Below are 17,124 nucleotides of genomic sequence, written 5' to 3'. Positions count from 1 at the left end.
AGTTCCGTTCATTTAACCCACGGGTGAAGCAAATCGGCATTCTCAAACAGTGTAGTCAAGAAAGAACGGTATCTGGTCGGTGGAGTGAGCAATAGGAAAGGGAGAAAAAGGTAAAACCAGCTTATTCAACTGGCTTTATATTTATTTTGATGGTGTCGTGTTTATCTTTGCGCTTTGTTGTAGCAGCGCTCCGGGCGACCTACGGTACCGTAATTTAAGTCTGCGACTAACTCACCAGTGGTAATCAAAAATTCTAAATAGCGTCTGGCGGTGGTTCGGCTAGCACCAATTCGTTCTCCGGCTTCATCGGCGGTAATATTAACGGCATCAGCTTGCTGAAAAATGGCTCTGATCTTATCCAACGTTACGCCATCAATTCCTTTGGGCAAGGTTGATACTTTTCCTGAGTCCGCTTTGGCATTGGCTTGCAGCATCTTATCAACCAAACCTTGGTTCAAATCAGACACACTTTCAAACTCTTGTAACTGTGACTGATACTTCTTCAGTGCTGCTTCCAAACGAGGAAACATGACTGGTTTTAATAGGTAATCCACCACTCCCCCGCGCATTGCCTGCTGCAGCGTATCCACATCCCGAGCAGCAGTAATCAAGATAACGTCGCAGCCTTGATTGCTCCCTCTTACGTGATTAAGAATATCGAGCCCACACCCGTCCGGCAGGTACACGTCCAATAACACCAAATCAGGTTTTAAGATGTCCAGTTGCATGAGCGCTTCAGACTGTGTGGTGGCAATGCCGACCACGTCAAAGCCACCCATCTGTTCTAAATAACGATGGTGTAGCTCTGCAATCGCAATATCATCTTCAATGACCATGACTCTCGTGATTGCGTTCATTTATGTTCTTCCTTTAACCATGCTTTTTCCGTCACGATGATCTTCGCAAGATCGTTTCGTGCTTAATTATTGTTCTTCTTTTGGCAGATAAACCGTCATTCGCGTGCCAAAATCGTGGTTGTCGACCATTTCAAGCTGCCCTTGATATCGGTCTGCCAGCTGCTTTATCAGATACAAACCCACACCACGATTTTGCTTCGCTTTGCTCGATACGCCTTTTTCGGTGAGTGCTTTGGTCGCCAACTCTTTCGGCAAACCGCACCCTTTGTCTTCTACTTCTACGATAATTTCATTACCAAAATCACTGATTGAAACTTCAATAACCCGACGCGCTGGCGCAATTTGACCCTCTTGCTTAATCGCCGTCATGGTGGCGTCAAAGGCGTTATCAATCAGGTTGCCAAGAATTGTGACAACGTCATCCGCGTTTAACCAGCTAGGCAGAGCTTCAAGCCTTGATCCCTCTTCCACTTTAAGCTCTAACCCAATCTCTCGAGCTCGCTCTGTTTTGCCTAAAAGCATGCCTGCAATAAGAGGGTCTTTCACCGTCTCTCTTAAGAACTCAATTAAGCTCTGGTAATGAGCGGTTTCTTGACCAATCAATTGTTGAACAGAGTCCAGCTCGCCCATCTGAATCAAGCCACTGATGGTGTTGAGCTTGTTTTGATGCTCGTGGGTTTGTGAACGCAGTAGATCAGCATATTCTTTGGTTTGTGAGAGCTGGTCTGTTAAATCGTTGATTTCATCTCGTAATCGGAAACTCGATACCGCCCCGACCACCTCACCTGCCACTATAATCGGGCTTCGGTTAGCAATGATTCGCTTATTGTTTAAATACAACTCAACATCGTGGTCGGTGTCGCCGGTTGATAGCAGTTGTTCTAAATCACTGCCTGGCAATACATCAGAAAGGCGCTGTTGATTGAGTGCTTTATCCCTGTCTATCGATAAAATATCGCAGGCACTCTTATTAATTGAACGTAAAATGCCGTGCTTATCGATGCTCAGAATGCCCTCTTTCACGGTACTCATGGTTACATCTAGCTCAACATACAACCGGCCTATCTCTTCAGGCTCAAAGCCCAAAATAGCGCGTTGAAAACGGCGAGATACATAACTCGAAATCAAAGCGTTGACCGCAACCACCAGCAACGCCATCACAATCAAAAAGGCTAAGTAAGGTTCGATTCGATCTTGCAACGAATCCAATAAGTAACCAACTGACACCACACCAATAACGGTACCTTGGGTGTCTTTTACCGCGGATTTACCACGAACTGAAAAACCCAGCGATCCTTTGGCTGTCGACACATAAGACTCGCCCAATACCAATGCTTTTTGGTTATCGCCACCACGCATGGGTTTACCGAGCCTGTCATCATAAGGGTGAATCAGGCGGATACCTTTATCATCTCCAACAACGATAAACGCCGCGCCAATGAGCTGGGTAAGGTTACGAAACTTAACTTGGGTTTCTTCAGACAAAACGTAGGGAACGCCATTAGGGTCCAACGTTCCATTTTCTTTAATAATGCTGGTGACAAGCGGCGATTCAGATAGAAATTCAGCAACACCTAACGCTTTCAAACCCATCTCTTGCTCTTGAGATTGTTTGATGTAGTAAAAACCAGCCGCTGCAAGAATCAAAAGTTCAACGAGGCCAGTGACCGTCATGATAATCAGTAACCTTTTACGGAAACTGATACTGCTCCATTTCATATTCCACCGTCCCTAGTGTTAGACGATCAATGTTAACACCAAGTTAATCGCATGACCTTTCTAGGGACGTGAATTTGTGACTGCTACTCAACTAAATAATTGAGCAGATTGTTAATTGATAACCCTTTACGTTGTTCATCTCGATTAATCGTTCATTTTTAGAACGGATTAGCTTAAAAACCAAAATAAACGAATAAATATTGAGCTAGATCACTAAGCTTTTAGGTGTTTTTTAGGTTGTTTAAAATAAATACAATTATAATGGTTGCATATGAAGAAGTTTATTGTTGCTAAGCCATAAGTCATGATTTTCAGACCGTGCTTTGAATCGAAATTTCGATTAACAAAATGGCAACAACCCTTCGCTCGCTGGACGTATCTATAACTAAAAGTTGCACGCTCGCCGTTACGAATGATGAACAAACGGATTAAGTATTCTCCCCTATTCATCCATCGCTAATTCACACTCGGCTAGCCAGACAACGAAGAGGTGACTGATAAAAGCATCACCCAATAATAAAACATTGATGAGCAGGAAGTATCGATCAGTGGCAACGTCCAATAGAAACAGGATAACAAACATAACGTATAAACATTGTTGAAAAGGAAACAAGGCAATGAAACGCGATAACTTTGGAATTTGTCTTACTAAGACTATGCTGTTCAAACATTTACAATCGACTTTTACTCACGTAAGAGCCTATGAGAAAGATGGCACCTCCCCTCTCGATCTCAAGGTATTGTTAGCATTCCCGCAAATGTCAGGTAGAGATTTATTACAAACAATGCAAGGTTCAAGACAATTGGTATGGCGCGCCGATCACCATTGTCCTAGCTTTAAATAAGCCACTTCATTTTGTAAAAACACTTCTATACTGAACTTAAAGAGCACGCTTATGCGTGCTTTTTAAGTTTCATTTATCTTTGATATTCACATCACTCAATCTTATTTACACTTGATTAACGAGTTATGAGAGTTTCTATTCATATGAGACAATCTATTCAAGACAAATGACTATCGCCCTGTTAACATTAGAGCTAATACTCTAATTGGTATTTAATGCAGATGACCAAACCAAAATTCCGATACCTTGCGATCGCCAGTATGCTTCTCGGCACTATGGCTTCGCCAGGCTATGCAGCTCCGCTCACTTTTTCTGAAGCGTGGCAAATATTGCAAGAAAACAACAACTCACTTGCGGCTCAACAAGCCAACGTTGAACGTTATCAACATCTTCAGAATTCAACAAGTAGCCTTAATCTACCTTCTATTACCTTAGGGGCTAACTACACGCACCTTGATAGTGACGTGACAGTTAGCGGTCAACAACTGTCAGATAGCTTAAGTAATGTCCCAGCTAGTTTGTCTGCTATTGGAGCCGCGTTCCCTGGGGTAGCTTCATCTCTCGGTGGTATCACCTCAACCATCACCGAACAAGACATCTTTAGCTCTTCCATTCGTGCTGTGTGGCCTATCTTCACTGGTGGTCGAATAACCGCTGCGCAAAATGCCGCTGAAGGTAAAAGCGAAGAAGCGCAAAGCCAACTGTTGATGGAGAAACAAGCTCGCTACGAAGACTTAAGTAAGTATTACTTCTCGGTGATCTTAGCGGAAGACGTGGTGAGAACGCGTCAAGCCGTTGAAGCAGGCTTAACTCAGCATCGTGATTTCGCCATCAAGCTTGAACAGCAAGGACAAATCGCCCGAGTAGAACGCCTACAAGCCGATGCTTCTTTAGATAAAGCGATTGTAGAGCGCACGAAAGCTCAGAACGATCTTAAAATTGCGCAATTGGCGTTGACCCAAATCCTTGGTCAAAATGAAAGTGTAGAACCCTCTGAACAACTGTTTATCAATAAGAACCTGCCTCATATGGACGTGTTCATTGACCAGACACTCATGACCTACCCCGGCCTTAAGATTCTTGATGCAAAAGAGAAACAAGCAAGCAGCTTAATTAAAGCCGAGAAAGGTAAATACTACCCAGAGGTTTACCTTTATGGTGATTACAGCCTGTATGAAGATGACTCTCTAGCCAGTGAAATGAAACCCGATTGGTTGGTTGGCATTGGTGTGAATGTGCCACTGCTTGATACCTCTGGCCGTTCCGACAAAGTCGCTGCGGCTCACAGTGCCGTATCACAGGTTCAATTCCTTAAGTCACAAGCTAAGCAAGACTTAACCGTGTTGGTACAAAAGACTTACCTTGAAGCAAACCAAGCGATTGAAGAGGTTCAAGGCCTAAACTCGAGCTTGTCTTTAGCTCAGGAAAACCTATTACTTCGTAAAAAAGCCTTCACACAAGGGTTATCTAACTCATTAGAAGTGGTTGATGCCGAGCTTTATCTTGCGAGCATTAAAACCCAGCAATCTGCTGCTCGCTTCAAATACCTAATCTCTCTCAACAAGCTGTTAGCGCTAACCAGCGAAATGAATGCTTACTCCAGTTACTTAACCTCCTCTGTTCCGTCTGATTTCGACTCAAAAACAGACACCGTTAGCCAGTCAAAAGGATAATTCATGAAACCTATTAAGCCCCTTCTTCTATCTTTAGTTGGTATCGGCGTTATTGGCTGGGTCGGATACAGTTTCTATCAAGCTTATCAACCTCAGCCGGTTAAACTTCAAGGTCAAATCGATGCGCAGCAATACAGCATCTCATCGAAAGTACCTGGCAGAATTGATGAAATATTCGTGCGCAAAGGCGATTCGGTTGAAAAAGGCGATTTGATCTTCTCTCTACTAAGCCCTGAGATTGATGCGAAGCTAGAGCAAGCAAAAGCTGGTCAGAAAGCCGCTGGTGCATTAGCACAAGAAGCAGAGAATGGCGCGCGTACTCAACAGATCCAAGCGGCTAAAGACCAATGGTTGAAAGCCAAAGCAGCTGCCGATCTGATGGACAAAACCTACCAACGTGTAAACAACCTTTACAACGATGGTGTGGTTGCCGAGCAGAAGCGTGATGAAGCCAAAACACAGTGGCAAGCGGCGAAGTACACCGAAAGCGCTGCATTCCAAATGTATCAATTAGCGCAAGAAGGTGCGCGTGACGAAACCAAAGTGGCCGCCGCTCAAAAAGCGTTAATGGCAGCGGGTGCGGTAGCGGAAGTTGAAGCTTACGCAAAAGACACACAGATCCACAGCTGGTTTAATGGCGAAGTCTCTCAGGTTCTATTGAGCAGTGGAGAACTTGCACCACAAGGCTTCCCTGTTGTGACTGTTATCGACACCAAGGATGCTTGGGCTGTGCTCAATGTTCGTGAAGACATGCTTAAGCATTTCGAGAAAGGCAGCCAGTTTGAGGCGTACCTACCGGCTCTGGATAAATCATTAACTTTCCAAGTAACTCACATCGCCGTAATGGGTGATTTCGCAACTTGGCGCTCAACAGACGCAGCACAAGGCTTCGATTTACGTACTTTTGAAGTAGAAGCACACCCTGTCGATACGAGCGAAACACTGCGTATGGGCATGAGCCTAGTGGTTGAGCTTTAGGTGACTTATGTCTGCTAACTCTCAATATACTGGATCGCAATCTAGAGGCTCGCAATCAACTGAGCATCATAGAGCGAAGAATACCTTGCTTCGGCAGTGGGCGATTGTCCGCAAAGACAAATGGTTGTTGTCTTGCCTAACTTGGATTCCTTTGCTGCTTGCTGCCAGTATCTGGCTGATTTTTTCACAAGGGATCGCTCGTGACTTACCGGTCGCAGTTGTCGACCTTGAGCACAGTCAAATCTCGCAACAGTTCACACGCCTTGTTGATGCTTCACCAACACTGCAAGTCACTCAGAAATACAGCTCAGCGAGTGAAGCGGCAAAAGCGATGATCGAACGTGATATCTACGGCTATGTTGTGATACCAAGGCACTTTGACCGAGATATTTACCTAGGTTTAAACCCGCAGGTATCCGTGTTCTACAACAGCCAATTTATCTTGATCGGCAAATTAGTGAACTCGGCTCTGCTACAAGCTCAAGGTACGTTTAACGCTCAACTTGAAGTGGTTAAACAACTGTCACTCGGTGATACCACAGTCCAATCAGCATTAGGCCAAGCAGTAACAGTGCAAAGCCAGATCACGCCACTGTTTAACAAGAACAGCAGTTATGCTCAGTTCTTGGTGTCTGCGGTTATTCCTGCACTGTGGCAGATCATGATTGTGGTGGGCACGATATTGGTTTTGACGGCGAACGTTAGAGCTCGTGGGCTTCACGCTTGGTTATCCAACGCCCCTATGAAGTCACTCGCATCAACATTAACGCCCTACCTTGTCTTGTTTTTGATGTTTGGTATCGCGTTTAGTTTTTGGTTCTATGTGCTCTTAGACTGGCCATTTAACGGCAGCTTTGTGGCATTGACTATTGCCCAACTGCTAACCGTGATCAGTTGTATCATTATGGGTTGTTTGTTTTTCTTCTTAACACTTGATCCAGCAAGGGCGATGAGTTTCGCTGGCGCATTTACGGCACCAAGCTTTGCGTTCATGGGTATTACCTTTCCAGTAACAGACATGAATACAGCTGCTCAAATTTGGAGAAGCTTATTGCCCGTGAGTCATTACATCGAAGTACAAACGGCGCAGTCTAGTTATGGTGTGAGCGCAGCACAGTCTTTGATCAGCCTCTCTTCTATGTTGTGGTATGCAGTTCCTGCTTTCGTGGTAATGTTGCTAATTAAGAAACACTTGGCGCAATCAACTCTAACTGCACAAGCAGATCCATCTACAAAAGCAGCTATATCTGCAAAAACAACGCCGTCAACACAGCCAGAAGCATCAGCACAACAAGGAGTAAAACGATGAGCTTTACTCAACTGCTCAAGCAAGAACTCTTAGCGGTATTGCGCAACCCTGTCGTGCTTCTTACGGTATTTGGTGGTGTGGTCTTCTATTCCTTCTTGTATCCATTGCCTTACGCGAACCAAGTTCCTCAACAACTGAAAGCTTCGGTTGTGAACTTGGATAAGAGTCAAAGCAGCTATCAATTAGAGCGTATGGTGGATGCCACCTCTCAGATCGAATTGGTCCGTCGAGACTCCACCATCGCCGATGCGAAACAAGCCGTGCTTAACCAAGAGATTGGCGGATTCCTTGTCATTCCAGAAGATTTCTATAAAGACTTGTTGCTCGGTAAGAGCCCGACACTTTCTTACGCTGGTGATGCTTCTTACTTTTTGGTCTACGGAACCATTGTTGAAGGGCTTGCCAAGGCCGGTGGTACGTTAGCTGCGCAAGTTAAGGTCAGCCATTTGTTAGTCGAAGGTGTGCCTTTAGAATCGGCAGCCAAAGGCTACAGTGCATTCAGCTTGAACCTGAAACCAACGTTTAATAGTCGCATGGGATACATCGATTACGTAGTTCCAGCCGTCTTTGTGTTGATCCTGCAACAAACCTTAGCCATGGCTTCTGGTTTAGTTGGCGCGACCCAAAATGCTCAATCGACATTTGGTTACTGGAGTAAGACCTCTCCAGCGAAATTGATGCTTGCCCGCTGTTGTACCTTAGTCGGCATTTATTACCTGTTGTCGATGTACTACTTCGGCGCTAGCTTTTCGATGTATGGGATAAACCAGATCGCCTCAACAACACAGATCTTAACCTTACTTCTGCCCTTCTTACTGGCCAGTTGTTTGATAGGGATTTTGATTGGTGAGTTAGTACCACGAAGAGAACTCGTCACGGTAGTAGTGTTAATCAGTTCAATGCCACTGATCTTCTCTTCAGGTTTTATCTGGCCAGTTGAAATGATGCCTGAATGGTTAGTTCTGTTATCACAGCTATTCCCAAGCACACCGGCTATCCAAGGCTTCTTAGCACTTAATCAGATGGGTGCATCTTGGCAAGAAGTGGCATCTCAATGGACATTACTCTGGGGACAAGTTTTGTTGTGGGGTTCGTTATTGGCACTTAAGCTCTACCACAAATCCAGCAAAAGCACGGTTGGCAATAGCAATAGTGATCGAGCCGTTTAGTTTTATGTGCTATCGGAAAGTAGTCATGCTTTCCGCTCATCAAAAAAGCTCTTATAAAGGGCTTTTTTAATATCCTAAGATCCGAATACACTTTCAGCCTTAGAATGTTTATACACCGCCAAAACATATCGAATACTCGAACTCTCCTACGTTCGCTCTATGTCCCCCTCTATGTCCCGACAGCCCATCACTCTGAATTCTCCTTCACCCGACTCTATAGCAGCTACTGCATATGCTTTTCTCAGCATAAAAAGCATCGACTTATTCCCAAATGATGACAAAACCCGAACAACTGTAAATTTATTGTAAAAATTTCTTTGTTGGCATTATTTTTATGTATAGGATTACCAGTAGGACTTGGTAGCCCGAATACCATAGTCTTATTGGTGCACATACCAAAAGGATATCCATACAAAGCAAGATCAGTACTTATATTTATTTCGTTTTTCGACCTAGCTACAGCCGTTTATGTTGCCGTCGAATGAAGTAGATAAACCACTGAGATATACAAATCAAATAGAAAACAAACACAACAGCAACAAACATAATTTATTAAAAAGACAGGGAAAACCATGAAAAACATACGTGAATTATTTTTTGGGTTTATATTATTGTTTAGTTCCAGTGCATTTGCAGAAGAAGGATCATTTAACCAAGCTATCAGCAACTTAAGTCAAAGTGTTGATGGTTTTTTCAACGAATACACAGGTTGGTTCGTTGGGCTGATATTTAAAAGTGTACCGATTGGTGAAGCTAACTTCCCAGTGATTGTTGGCTGGCTGTTGCTCGCTGCGATCATCTTCACTGTTTATTTTGGCTTTGTTCAATTTAAACGTGTCGGCATGGCGATAGACATTATCAAAGGTAAGTATACCGATCCTAACTCTAAAGAGGACGGCGAGGTTTCTCACTTTCAAGCGTTAACAACGGCGCTTTCTGGTACTGTCGGGCTTGGTAACATTGCCGGTGTAGGTGCTGCACTTGCGATTGGTGGCCCTGGCGCGACATTCTGGATGATCTTGTGTGGCCTTCTAGGTATGGCTTCTAAGTTCTGTGAGTGTACCTTAGGTGTGAAATACCGAACTATCCTACCTTCAGGTGTTGTTTCGGGTGGTCCAATGTACTACCTAAGCCAAGGTCTGGGTGAAAGAGGTTTAGGCGGACTAGGTAAAGTGCTCGCTATTGGTTTCGCATTAATGTGTATTTTAGGCGCATTAGGCGGCGGTAACATGTTCCAAGCTAACCAAGCACACGCCATGTTAACTTACGCATTTGATGTACCAAGTGAATACGGTGTGATCACTGGCCTTGTACTTGCCTCTTTAGTTTTCTCTGTGATTGTTGGTGGTATGCCTTCTATCGCATCGGTAACAGAAAAAGTTGTTCCTTGGATGGCTGCTCTGTATATCGGTATGGCTCTGATTGTTATCGGTTCTAACCTTGATCAAGTTGGCCCTGCGTTCAGCGCAATCTTTACAGGTGCATTTACTGGTGAAGGTGTTGTTGGTGGATTTATTGGTGCGCTAATTCAAGGCTTGAAACGTGCAACATTCTCGAACGAAGCAGGTGTAGGTTCAGCAGCTATCGCTCACTCAGCGGTTAAAACAAAAGAACCAATCACCGAAGGTCTAGTATCACTATTAGAACCGTTCGTTGATACGGTAATCATTTGTACAATGACCGCATTGGTTATCACTATCGCTGGTTTAAACGTAGGTCCATTCGATGGCTCTGGTTTAACGGGTGTAACGCTGACTGCTGCATCGTTTACTGAAACGGCAGAAGTATTCAAATACACACTCGCTCTCGCAGTAATCATGTTTGCGTTTTCTACCATGATCTCTTGGTCGTACTACGGTCTTAAAGCTTGGACTTACCTATTTGGTGAAGGCAAAACAACGGAACTGATTTTCAAAGTGATGTTTTGTGTGTTTGTTGTTATTGGTGCGACGATTCAGTTTGGCGCGGTAATTGACTTCTCTGATGCGGCTATCTTTGCGATGTCTATCTTCAACATTCTTGGCCTGTACTTCCTAATGCCTGTTGTGAAGAAAGAGCTGCAATCATTTGTTGCACGTGTGAAATCAGGTGAAATCAAGACTTACGACAAGTAGCTTATCGATTGTCGTTAATAACACTGTTCTAAAAATTTTTGTAAGACCCTTTGCTTGAGAAAGCGAGAACAGGACTGCAACTTATCCAAATCCCTACTAGCTAAGCTTGTAGGGATTTTTTATGCCTGAATTTTCTTGTTCAAGCAGTTCAGGATCTTGGCTTACTTTTTTACGATCCACCACCTCTTCTACTTCAATCATATCTCGTTGCGCTAATGGCGAGTTACAATCATCAAAACAATAGGCTACAGTGCAGTTCTCACACAGATATTCATTCATGGTTTAATCCCTGTCCCTTGAGATGGTCTAATCACAGAATGACAACAGACCGCGTGTTCATCCTTGAACACCGCTATTATGCTGTTTCTCAGCCGTATAAATATGCGTGCAAAGTCACCCAATATTCAACTAATTACATATTAAAAGCAGTTTTACGATTCTAATCACAGATAACCTTAGTAACAACATGCAAACGTAGCTTAGACATTCAACAACACAATGAACACTTTCACTCACTTTGCATCATTCAAGCCCAACCCTTTCCTGTAAACAACCCAAAGGCAGGGAGTACAAAGCACGATACCAACCGCCACATAAACCAAGGTATTGAAATCCAAAGACGCATCAGATTGTGGCTGTACCAGAGCACTACTGAGCAATCCCCCAAAACCCACAGCAAAATGTTGCAACGAACTTTGTAAACGAATCAAAAGCATGCGTTTGTTGACGCTAAGAGCGTTAATTAATTCAACAGATAGAACTAAAGTCCGAGTAGAGCTCACCACGACAAAGACAGCAAAAGCCACAGCAGCGCTGACCACATTGAGCGAACCAAAGCCCCAAACGATAGAAATGACCATGCCCAATGATAAACACACAATGAGGCGAAAAACTGCTTTATCAGTAACCCTAATACGTGCGAAAGCTTGCATCGCTATGAAGGTACAGGTTCCGCTGATGGCATAACAGTATCCTAATAACGTTGCTGATATTCCGAGGTTCACCTCAAGCATCACTGGGAACTGCGTAGAGACCAGAAAAGTACCCAGTACAGCGCTGAAAGCCAACACAATTGCAAAACGAAGATCCCGACTACATAAATAGTCACCTAACTTAAACTTTTGACTATCAGTGAATTCTGATTCTGCAGCCCCCTCTTTTAATTGAATAGATGGTGACAGAGAGACCACAGCGCCAATCAGCAACAGTAATCCTGCAATAACTTGAAAACTGAGTTGCCATTCCCCCATTGAAGACAGCATGATAAGCGCTGGTACGCCCGCACTTAACGCCAATGGAAACGAGCTCAGTAAAACAGCAATGTTTCGCTTTCTATCGTCATCACAAGAGATCAACGTAAGATAGTTCAGGTTTAGAACGGCTAAAGCCCCACCAAATAGTCCCGAAAGCATTCTATAAACGATCAAGAGATCAAAATCTGAGGCCACTGATGTCAACCACGTCGTTACAGCTAAACCTACAACGCAAATATAGACTCGTTTAATTTCTCTATTCGGGTCTAAACTGCCTTTCGTGAATAAACATATCACTGCAGCCGCGATAGCATAGGCTGAAACAAGGTAGCCAGCTTGCGAGGCATCATCTCTTAAGCTCAGGCTTATTGTTGAACTTAATGGGACAATAATAAGAGCATCAAGAGCGACTAGAAAGTGGATTACAAAACAACATAAAATGGCACGACGTGGTAATAAAGCCTTGAATTTCATTAAATACTTAATTAGAAATAACGCTTTAATTCGATTTGTACTTAACAATTTTTACTCTACTTTATTGATTGATAATGGTGTTATTGTACAAAGTAAAACAGGTCAACAAAGTGGCTATTGTTGGTTTCATAATCCAATATTTCGGGATAAAGATGATTAATCAGATAGAACAACAATGGCTTCGAAGCTTTCACTGTGTCTTTGAGAACAACAGCTTTAAAAAAGCAGCGGAGTTTTTAGATTTACCAACATCAAACGTTAGCCGCCACATCGCCTTGCTAGAGGAAAAGCTCAATACTCGGCTGTTTGAAAGAACCACTCGTAAGATTGCGCCAACAGAAGCTGGCGAGAAGCTATATCAATCGACACAATCTTTACTGGGTCAGCTTGATGAAGCGCTAGAGGAAGTAACTCGATATTCACACGGCGTAGAGGGACAACTAAGAATATTGATGCCAGACACACCTGCACTCGCACAGGCTGTCATTTCATTCTGTACTGAGCACCCCAAAGTTTCATTGTGTTGTGACACGAGTTTAAGTCCTAAAGACGATCTGCTCGATGGTTTTGATCTTATCTTGAGCTTTGGCCGAGGCAAGCTACCAGACAGCAATTGGATAGCCCGAGAAATTAGACGCTGGCCAAGTGCTGTCGTTGCATCGCCGGAGTTAATTCAAGACTCCAAACGTCCATATCAAATAACAGATTTAGTCCACGTCCCATGTATTAGTAGTTTAACGGCATTGAGTGGAACGCCTTGGGTATTTAGAAGCACGGAGGGAGAGCTTATTACGCAAAAAGTTAGTTCTTCATTTCGAGTAAATAGTGGAAGCCTTGCCAAAGCAGGAGCCTTAGCTGGCCTTGGATTTTCTATACTGCCAATCGAAGCCTGTGTTGAAGAGATCAAAGCAGGATCTTTAGAGGTCGTAGAACTCGAGCATAAACCTGAAGATTTAGTTTTATATGCGTTTTATGCATCGCGAAAACATCTAGCAAAGAAAATATCAATGTTTATTGAACACTTACAAACTAGTCCAGCTCCCCTTCAGAAATAGTCTCAACGTATTCGCCATATACTATTGATAGTCGTAACGAAAAACGCCCACACCATTTTCATGATGTGGGCGTTTGAATATTTGCTGTCACACATTCGCTAGCAAACAGGCTTACTTATGAGTGGGCTAAGCGCCTGAGCTTATAAACCCATCTCTTCAGTTAGCGTTTTAATTTGCTTAAGATCCATGGTGTGAACTTCAATCATTTGTCTTATATCACTCAGTCGAGAGTTAGCGTTATCTTGCTTCTCACACGCGTCAGATTTCGCATCCCATGATGTGCCATCTAAGTAAACATCACACGCTTTCTTAAGAGAACCAAGATTCTGCTCGAGTTGATCTCTTTCTTTCTCAAGTTTTTCAAGTTCTTGAGAAATCTGTAATTCTTTTCGGAAAACTTCACGCGCACGCTCAAACAAAGTCGATTGCATGTCAGCCTGACGATTAAGTTTCTGGTTGTCTTGCTGAGTTTGCTCTAACGTTTGCTTCTGTTCATTTAGCTGTTGCTCTAACGAGTAGTTCGCCTTCTCTAAAACCGAAGACTGCTTCGCTAATTCCTGGAGCTCTTTTTGATGCTCTTCCGTTTGTTTCACTAGAGCGGCTTCTACTTTCGCATCGATTTCGGTATCAACTTTTGCCACTTTAGTTTCAACGGATGTCATCAACTGTGCTCTGCTGTCATGCAGTTCTTGATAACGAGTTTCGAGTACCTGGTAAGTGGACTCCCACTTAGAAGCCGTAACTGTAGAACCAATTAAGCCACCCAGTGCTAAACCTATAACCGCAGCAATGCCGATATAGAGCTGACTGCGCTTATCGCGTTCTTCTATAACAACCACTTCATCTTGTTCGCTTTGTCCAGATTGCTGGTTCACTAGCGGGTACTCCCAAAAATTTATTTAACGTTACGCGGTCACTGACACGAATGCCAATACTGATTGTGAAGGCTCAGTTAAACCTATCGCTCAAGCCAGAAGCACTTAAGCTTTACTAACACATTCATCCCACCTGTTTACAGGCAGGCTTAACGAGTTAACTCCGAAATCATCAAGCTGGCAGTATACAAAAGGAAACTGCTAACGATAACTATCACTACCCATTTTTGCAGTTTTTCGTTTGTCCGGTAACGAAATAGTACAAATGCCAAAGCCAATAAAAAAACAATCGCTATTAGTCGAGTCATAACTCCTCCTTGTTTCTCTATTTTATACCATTTAAATAAGCAAGTTACGTCAGAGACTCGTTGTTTGATCATTTAGTTGAACAACATTTGTGCAAACAGATATTTTGTAGCTGACATCACATTTTATATGATCTAGGATACGCCTACAGATTACCTAATTATTTAGGTAATTGTTCCGATGAAGACTGCAGGAGAGTGGTTTTTAACTAAACATTAACATTTAGTTAGATTGACCCGCCGAAGAAGTAAATCTTTCAGGTGCTTTATGCTGGAGAAATCCAGAAAAGTGAGGACTGTCGTTGGAGGAACCTCTGGAGAGAACCGTTAGATCGGTCGCCGAAGGAGCAAGCTTAGTGCCCGTTACTTATCTATAAGTGATTCGCTAAGTGAAACTCTCAGGCAAAAGGACAGAGGAGTGGAAAGCAACAGCCTTAATTAACACAAGAATTCTATCTAGAAATCCGTATGTATTAAGTAGTGCCCCCGATCCCTGAGATCTGCACTGCCTTCCCTCTTCTCCTTAAATTTTTAATGTATTAAGGGGAATCTATGAACCACCTACAAGCTACACTACAAACCATTAACCAATTCGTTTGGGGACCACCACTGCTTATTCTGCTAGTGGGTACAGGTATCTACTTTACTTTTCGCTTAGGCTTACTCCAGTTTAGACACCTCCCAACTGCACTGAAAATGGTGTTCAGCAAAGACAAATCTGGTACGGGTGACGTATCGAGTTTCGCGGCTTTGTGTACTGCACTTTCAGCAACCATTGGTACAGGTAACATCGTTGGTGTAGCGACCGCAATCAAGATTGGTGGCCCTGGTGCCCTATTCTGGATGTGGCTTGCCGCTGTATTTGGTATGGCGACCAAGTACGCAGAATGTCTACTCGCCGTTAAATACCGCAGAACCGATAGCAATGGCGAAATGGTTGGCGGCCCAATGTACTACCTGCAATACGGTGTCGGCTCACGAATCTTAGCGGTAATGTTCGCTGTCTTCGCGCTCGGTGTTGCTTGCTTCGGTATCGGTACCTTCCCACAAGTCAACGCTATCTTGGACGCAACTCAAATCTCATTTGGCGCTTCGCGTGAGATGTCTGCTGTCGTTCTTACGATATTAGTGGCAGTGGTTACCCTTGGTGGTATCCAATCTATCGCTAAAGTGGCAGGGAAAGTTGTTCCTACTATGGCGGTTATGTACGTCGTCGCGTGTTTAAGCGTTCTGATTTCAAATGCCGACCAACTACTGAATGCCATTACCCTTGTTGTGACTTCTGCGTTTACCAACACAGCAGCAACCGGTGGTTTCTTTGGCGCGAGCATCATGCTTGCTATCCAATCAGGTATCGCTCGTGGTGTGTTCTCGAACGAATCTGGCCTAGGTAGCGCACCAATGGCTGCAGCAGCGGCTAAAACAGACTCATGTGTGAAACAAGGACTTGTCTCTATGACAGGTACCTTCTTCGACACCATCATCATCTGTACGATGACAGGTTTGGCGCTTATCTTAACGGGTGCTTGGCAGACTGATCTTTCAGGCGCTGCGATGACCACTCACGCATTCGCTGTTGGTCTGAATGCAGATACCCTTGGCCCTATGTTGGTTTCTGTTGGCTTAATCTTCTTTGCGTTTACAACAATTTTAGGTTGGAACTACTACGGTGAGCGCTGTGTTGTGTTCTTGCTAGGTACCAAAGCTGTATTGCCTTACAAGATCATCTTCATTGCGTTGGTGGCTTCTGGTGCATTCTTAAAGCTCGACATGATCTGGATAATGGCTGATATCGTGAACGGCCTAATGGCAATTCCGAACCTAATCGGGCTTATCTTGCTGCGCCACGTTGTTATCGAAGAAACCAAGCTATTCTTCAAACCGTTGACGTCTTCACATGATTGTGAAGCAGTTAAAGCGTAAACTGAAGTGATTGAATACCAAGCCCGCACTCAACTGCGGGCTTTTTTATTTTCATCACATAGCGAAACGTCTTAAATTATTATGCAGAACATATGCCCTTATAAATAACAAGAATATTAAATCGACTACTATGCGATTTAATAAAGCGAATAGTAGACTACTAAAAAGGACACTAATAAAACCAACACTTAATTAGATATTACTTATATTTAACAGATTGTGCGTTGGTGTCAGGCGTTTTGTAACAAACATATTAAATTTATTTTCGTTTCAACGACACAAAAAACCAGAAGAATAAAACATGTGACTTTAATTCATATATTAGTCAGTTTATAGTCATCTACATTGTAGAGAGAATTATAATAAAAATAAAACGTTGGCTATATGATCAGATTCGACCCGATTAAAAACCGTATTTATAACGATGAACGTTCTATTAAAGTAGGATACCGTGAAACTCGGGTCCTGGAGTTATTACATAAAAACTCACCCGATATTGTTAACAAACAAGATATTATTAGCTTCGCTTGGGGAAACGAGTTCATAGGGGATACGTCAGGGCGCGAGCACACTTT

Annotated in this window: 13 protein-coding genes, 1 pseudogene and 1 riboswitch; of the genes and pseudogenes, 9 read left to right on the top strand and 5 right to left on the bottom strand. The window is 43.4% G+C overall.

Annotated elements, in window-relative coordinates:
• Window positions 1-161 precede the first annotated feature (161 nt).
• Both AB4329_RS13295 and AB4329_RS13290 read right to left on the bottom strand, forming a co-directional pair.
• Window positions 162-857, bottom strand: coding sequence for a response regulator (locus AB4329_RS13295; RefSeq protein WP_017059715.1), 696 nt, complete (start codon window positions 855-857; stop codon window positions 162-164).
• Window positions 858-923: 66 nt separating this feature from the next.
• On the bottom strand, window positions 924-2,576 hold the full coding sequence (locus AB4329_RS13290) for an ATP-binding protein (RefSeq protein WP_372138505.1): 1,653 nt from the start codon (window positions 2,574-2,576) through the stop codon (window positions 924-926).
• Window positions 2,577-3,193: 617 nt separating this feature from the next.
• On the opposite strand from AB4329_RS13290, the gene AB4329_RS13285 reads away from it, so the two are divergent.
• From AB4329_RS13285 to AB4329_RS13260, 6 genes are all read left to right on the top strand, one after another.
• A complete protein-coding gene (locus AB4329_RS13285; RefSeq protein WP_009846577.1) occupies window positions 3,194-3,421 on the top strand; it encodes a hypothetical protein in 228 nt (75 codons plus the stop codon).
• 215 nt (window positions 3,422-3,636) lie between these two features.
• A complete protein-coding gene (locus AB4329_RS13280) occupies window positions 3,637-5,094 on the top strand; it encodes a TolC family protein (protein ID WP_372138504.1) in 1,458 nt (485 codons plus the stop codon).
• A gap of 3 nt (window positions 5,095-5,097) precedes the next feature.
• Complete coding sequence (locus AB4329_RS13275) at window positions 5,098-6,072, top strand: HlyD family secretion protein (protein ID WP_372138502.1); 975 nt, start codon at window positions 5,098-5,100, stop codon at window positions 6,070-6,072.
• A gap of 7 nt (window positions 6,073-6,079) precedes the next feature.
• Window positions 6,080-7,381, top strand: coding sequence for an ABC transporter permease (locus tag AB4329_RS13270; protein ID WP_372138501.1), 1,302 nt, complete (start codon window positions 6,080-6,082; stop codon window positions 7,379-7,381).
• Window positions 7,378-8,550, top strand: coding sequence for an ABC transporter permease (locus tag AB4329_RS13265; protein ID WP_372133153.1), 1,173 nt, complete (start codon window positions 7,378-7,380; stop codon window positions 8,548-8,550). Before AB4329_RS13270 ends, AB4329_RS13265 begins: the two co-directional genes overlap by 4 nt.
• Before the next feature lie 572 nt (window positions 8,551-9,122).
• Window positions 9,123-10,664 carry an alanine/glycine:cation symporter family protein gene (locus tag AB4329_RS13260; RefSeq protein WP_372138499.1) on the top strand — a complete coding sequence of 514 codons (1,542 nt, stop codon included), beginning with the start codon at window positions 9,123-9,125 and terminating at the stop codon, window positions 10,662-10,664.
• Between the two features lie 96 nt (window positions 10,665-10,760).
• Here the strand turns inward: AB4329_RS13260 and AB4329_RS13255 are convergent, their stop codons facing one another.
• Both AB4329_RS13255 and AB4329_RS13250 read right to left on the bottom strand, forming a co-directional pair.
• A complete protein-coding gene (locus AB4329_RS13255; protein ID WP_372138498.1) occupies window positions 10,761-10,943 on the bottom strand; it encodes a hypothetical protein in 183 nt (60 codons plus the stop codon).
• 233 nt (window positions 10,944-11,176) lie between these two features.
• Window positions 11,177-12,391, bottom strand: coding sequence for an MFS transporter (locus AB4329_RS13250; RefSeq protein ID WP_372138497.1), 1,215 nt, complete (start codon window positions 12,389-12,391; stop codon window positions 11,177-11,179).
• Between the two features lie 152 nt (window positions 12,392-12,543).
• On the opposite strand from AB4329_RS13250, the gene AB4329_RS13245 reads away from it, so the two are divergent.
• Window positions 12,544-13,446 carry a LysR family transcriptional regulator gene (locus AB4329_RS13245; protein WP_372138524.1) on the top strand — a complete coding sequence of 301 codons (903 nt, stop codon included), beginning with the start codon at window positions 12,544-12,546 and terminating at the stop codon, window positions 13,444-13,446.
• A gap of 140 nt (window positions 13,447-13,586) precedes the next feature.
• Here the strand turns inward: AB4329_RS13245 and AB4329_RS13240 are convergent, their stop codons facing one another.
• A complete protein-coding gene (locus AB4329_RS13240; protein WP_017059725.1) occupies window positions 13,587-14,321 on the bottom strand; it encodes a chromosome segregation ATPase in 735 nt (244 codons plus the stop codon).
• Window positions 14,322-14,930: 609 nt separating this feature from the next.
• Window positions 14,931-15,050, top strand: a riboswitch (glycine riboswitch).
• Between the two features lie 128 nt (window positions 15,051-15,178).
• Here AB4329_RS13240 and AB4329_RS13235 point away from each other — a divergent pair.
• Both AB4329_RS13235 and AB4329_RS13230 read left to right on the top strand, forming a co-directional pair.
• Complete coding sequence (locus AB4329_RS13235; RefSeq protein WP_017066272.1) at window positions 15,179-16,549, top strand: sodium:alanine symporter family protein; 1,371 nt, start codon at window positions 15,179-15,181, stop codon at window positions 16,547-16,549.
• A gap of 384 nt (window positions 16,550-16,933) precedes the next feature.
• Window positions 16,934-17,124, top strand: a pseudogene (locus AB4329_RS13230) (transcriptional regulator); the annotation flags it as partial.

It is taken from the genome of Vibrio sp. 10N.261.54.A5, from assembly GCF_041471145.1.
Lineage (GTDB): Bacteria > Pseudomonadota > Gammaproteobacteria > Enterobacterales > Vibrionaceae > Vibrio > Vibrio crassostreae_C.
Note: the sequence above shows the minus strand (reverse complement) of the source record. Positions and strands in the feature narration are given on the sequence as shown.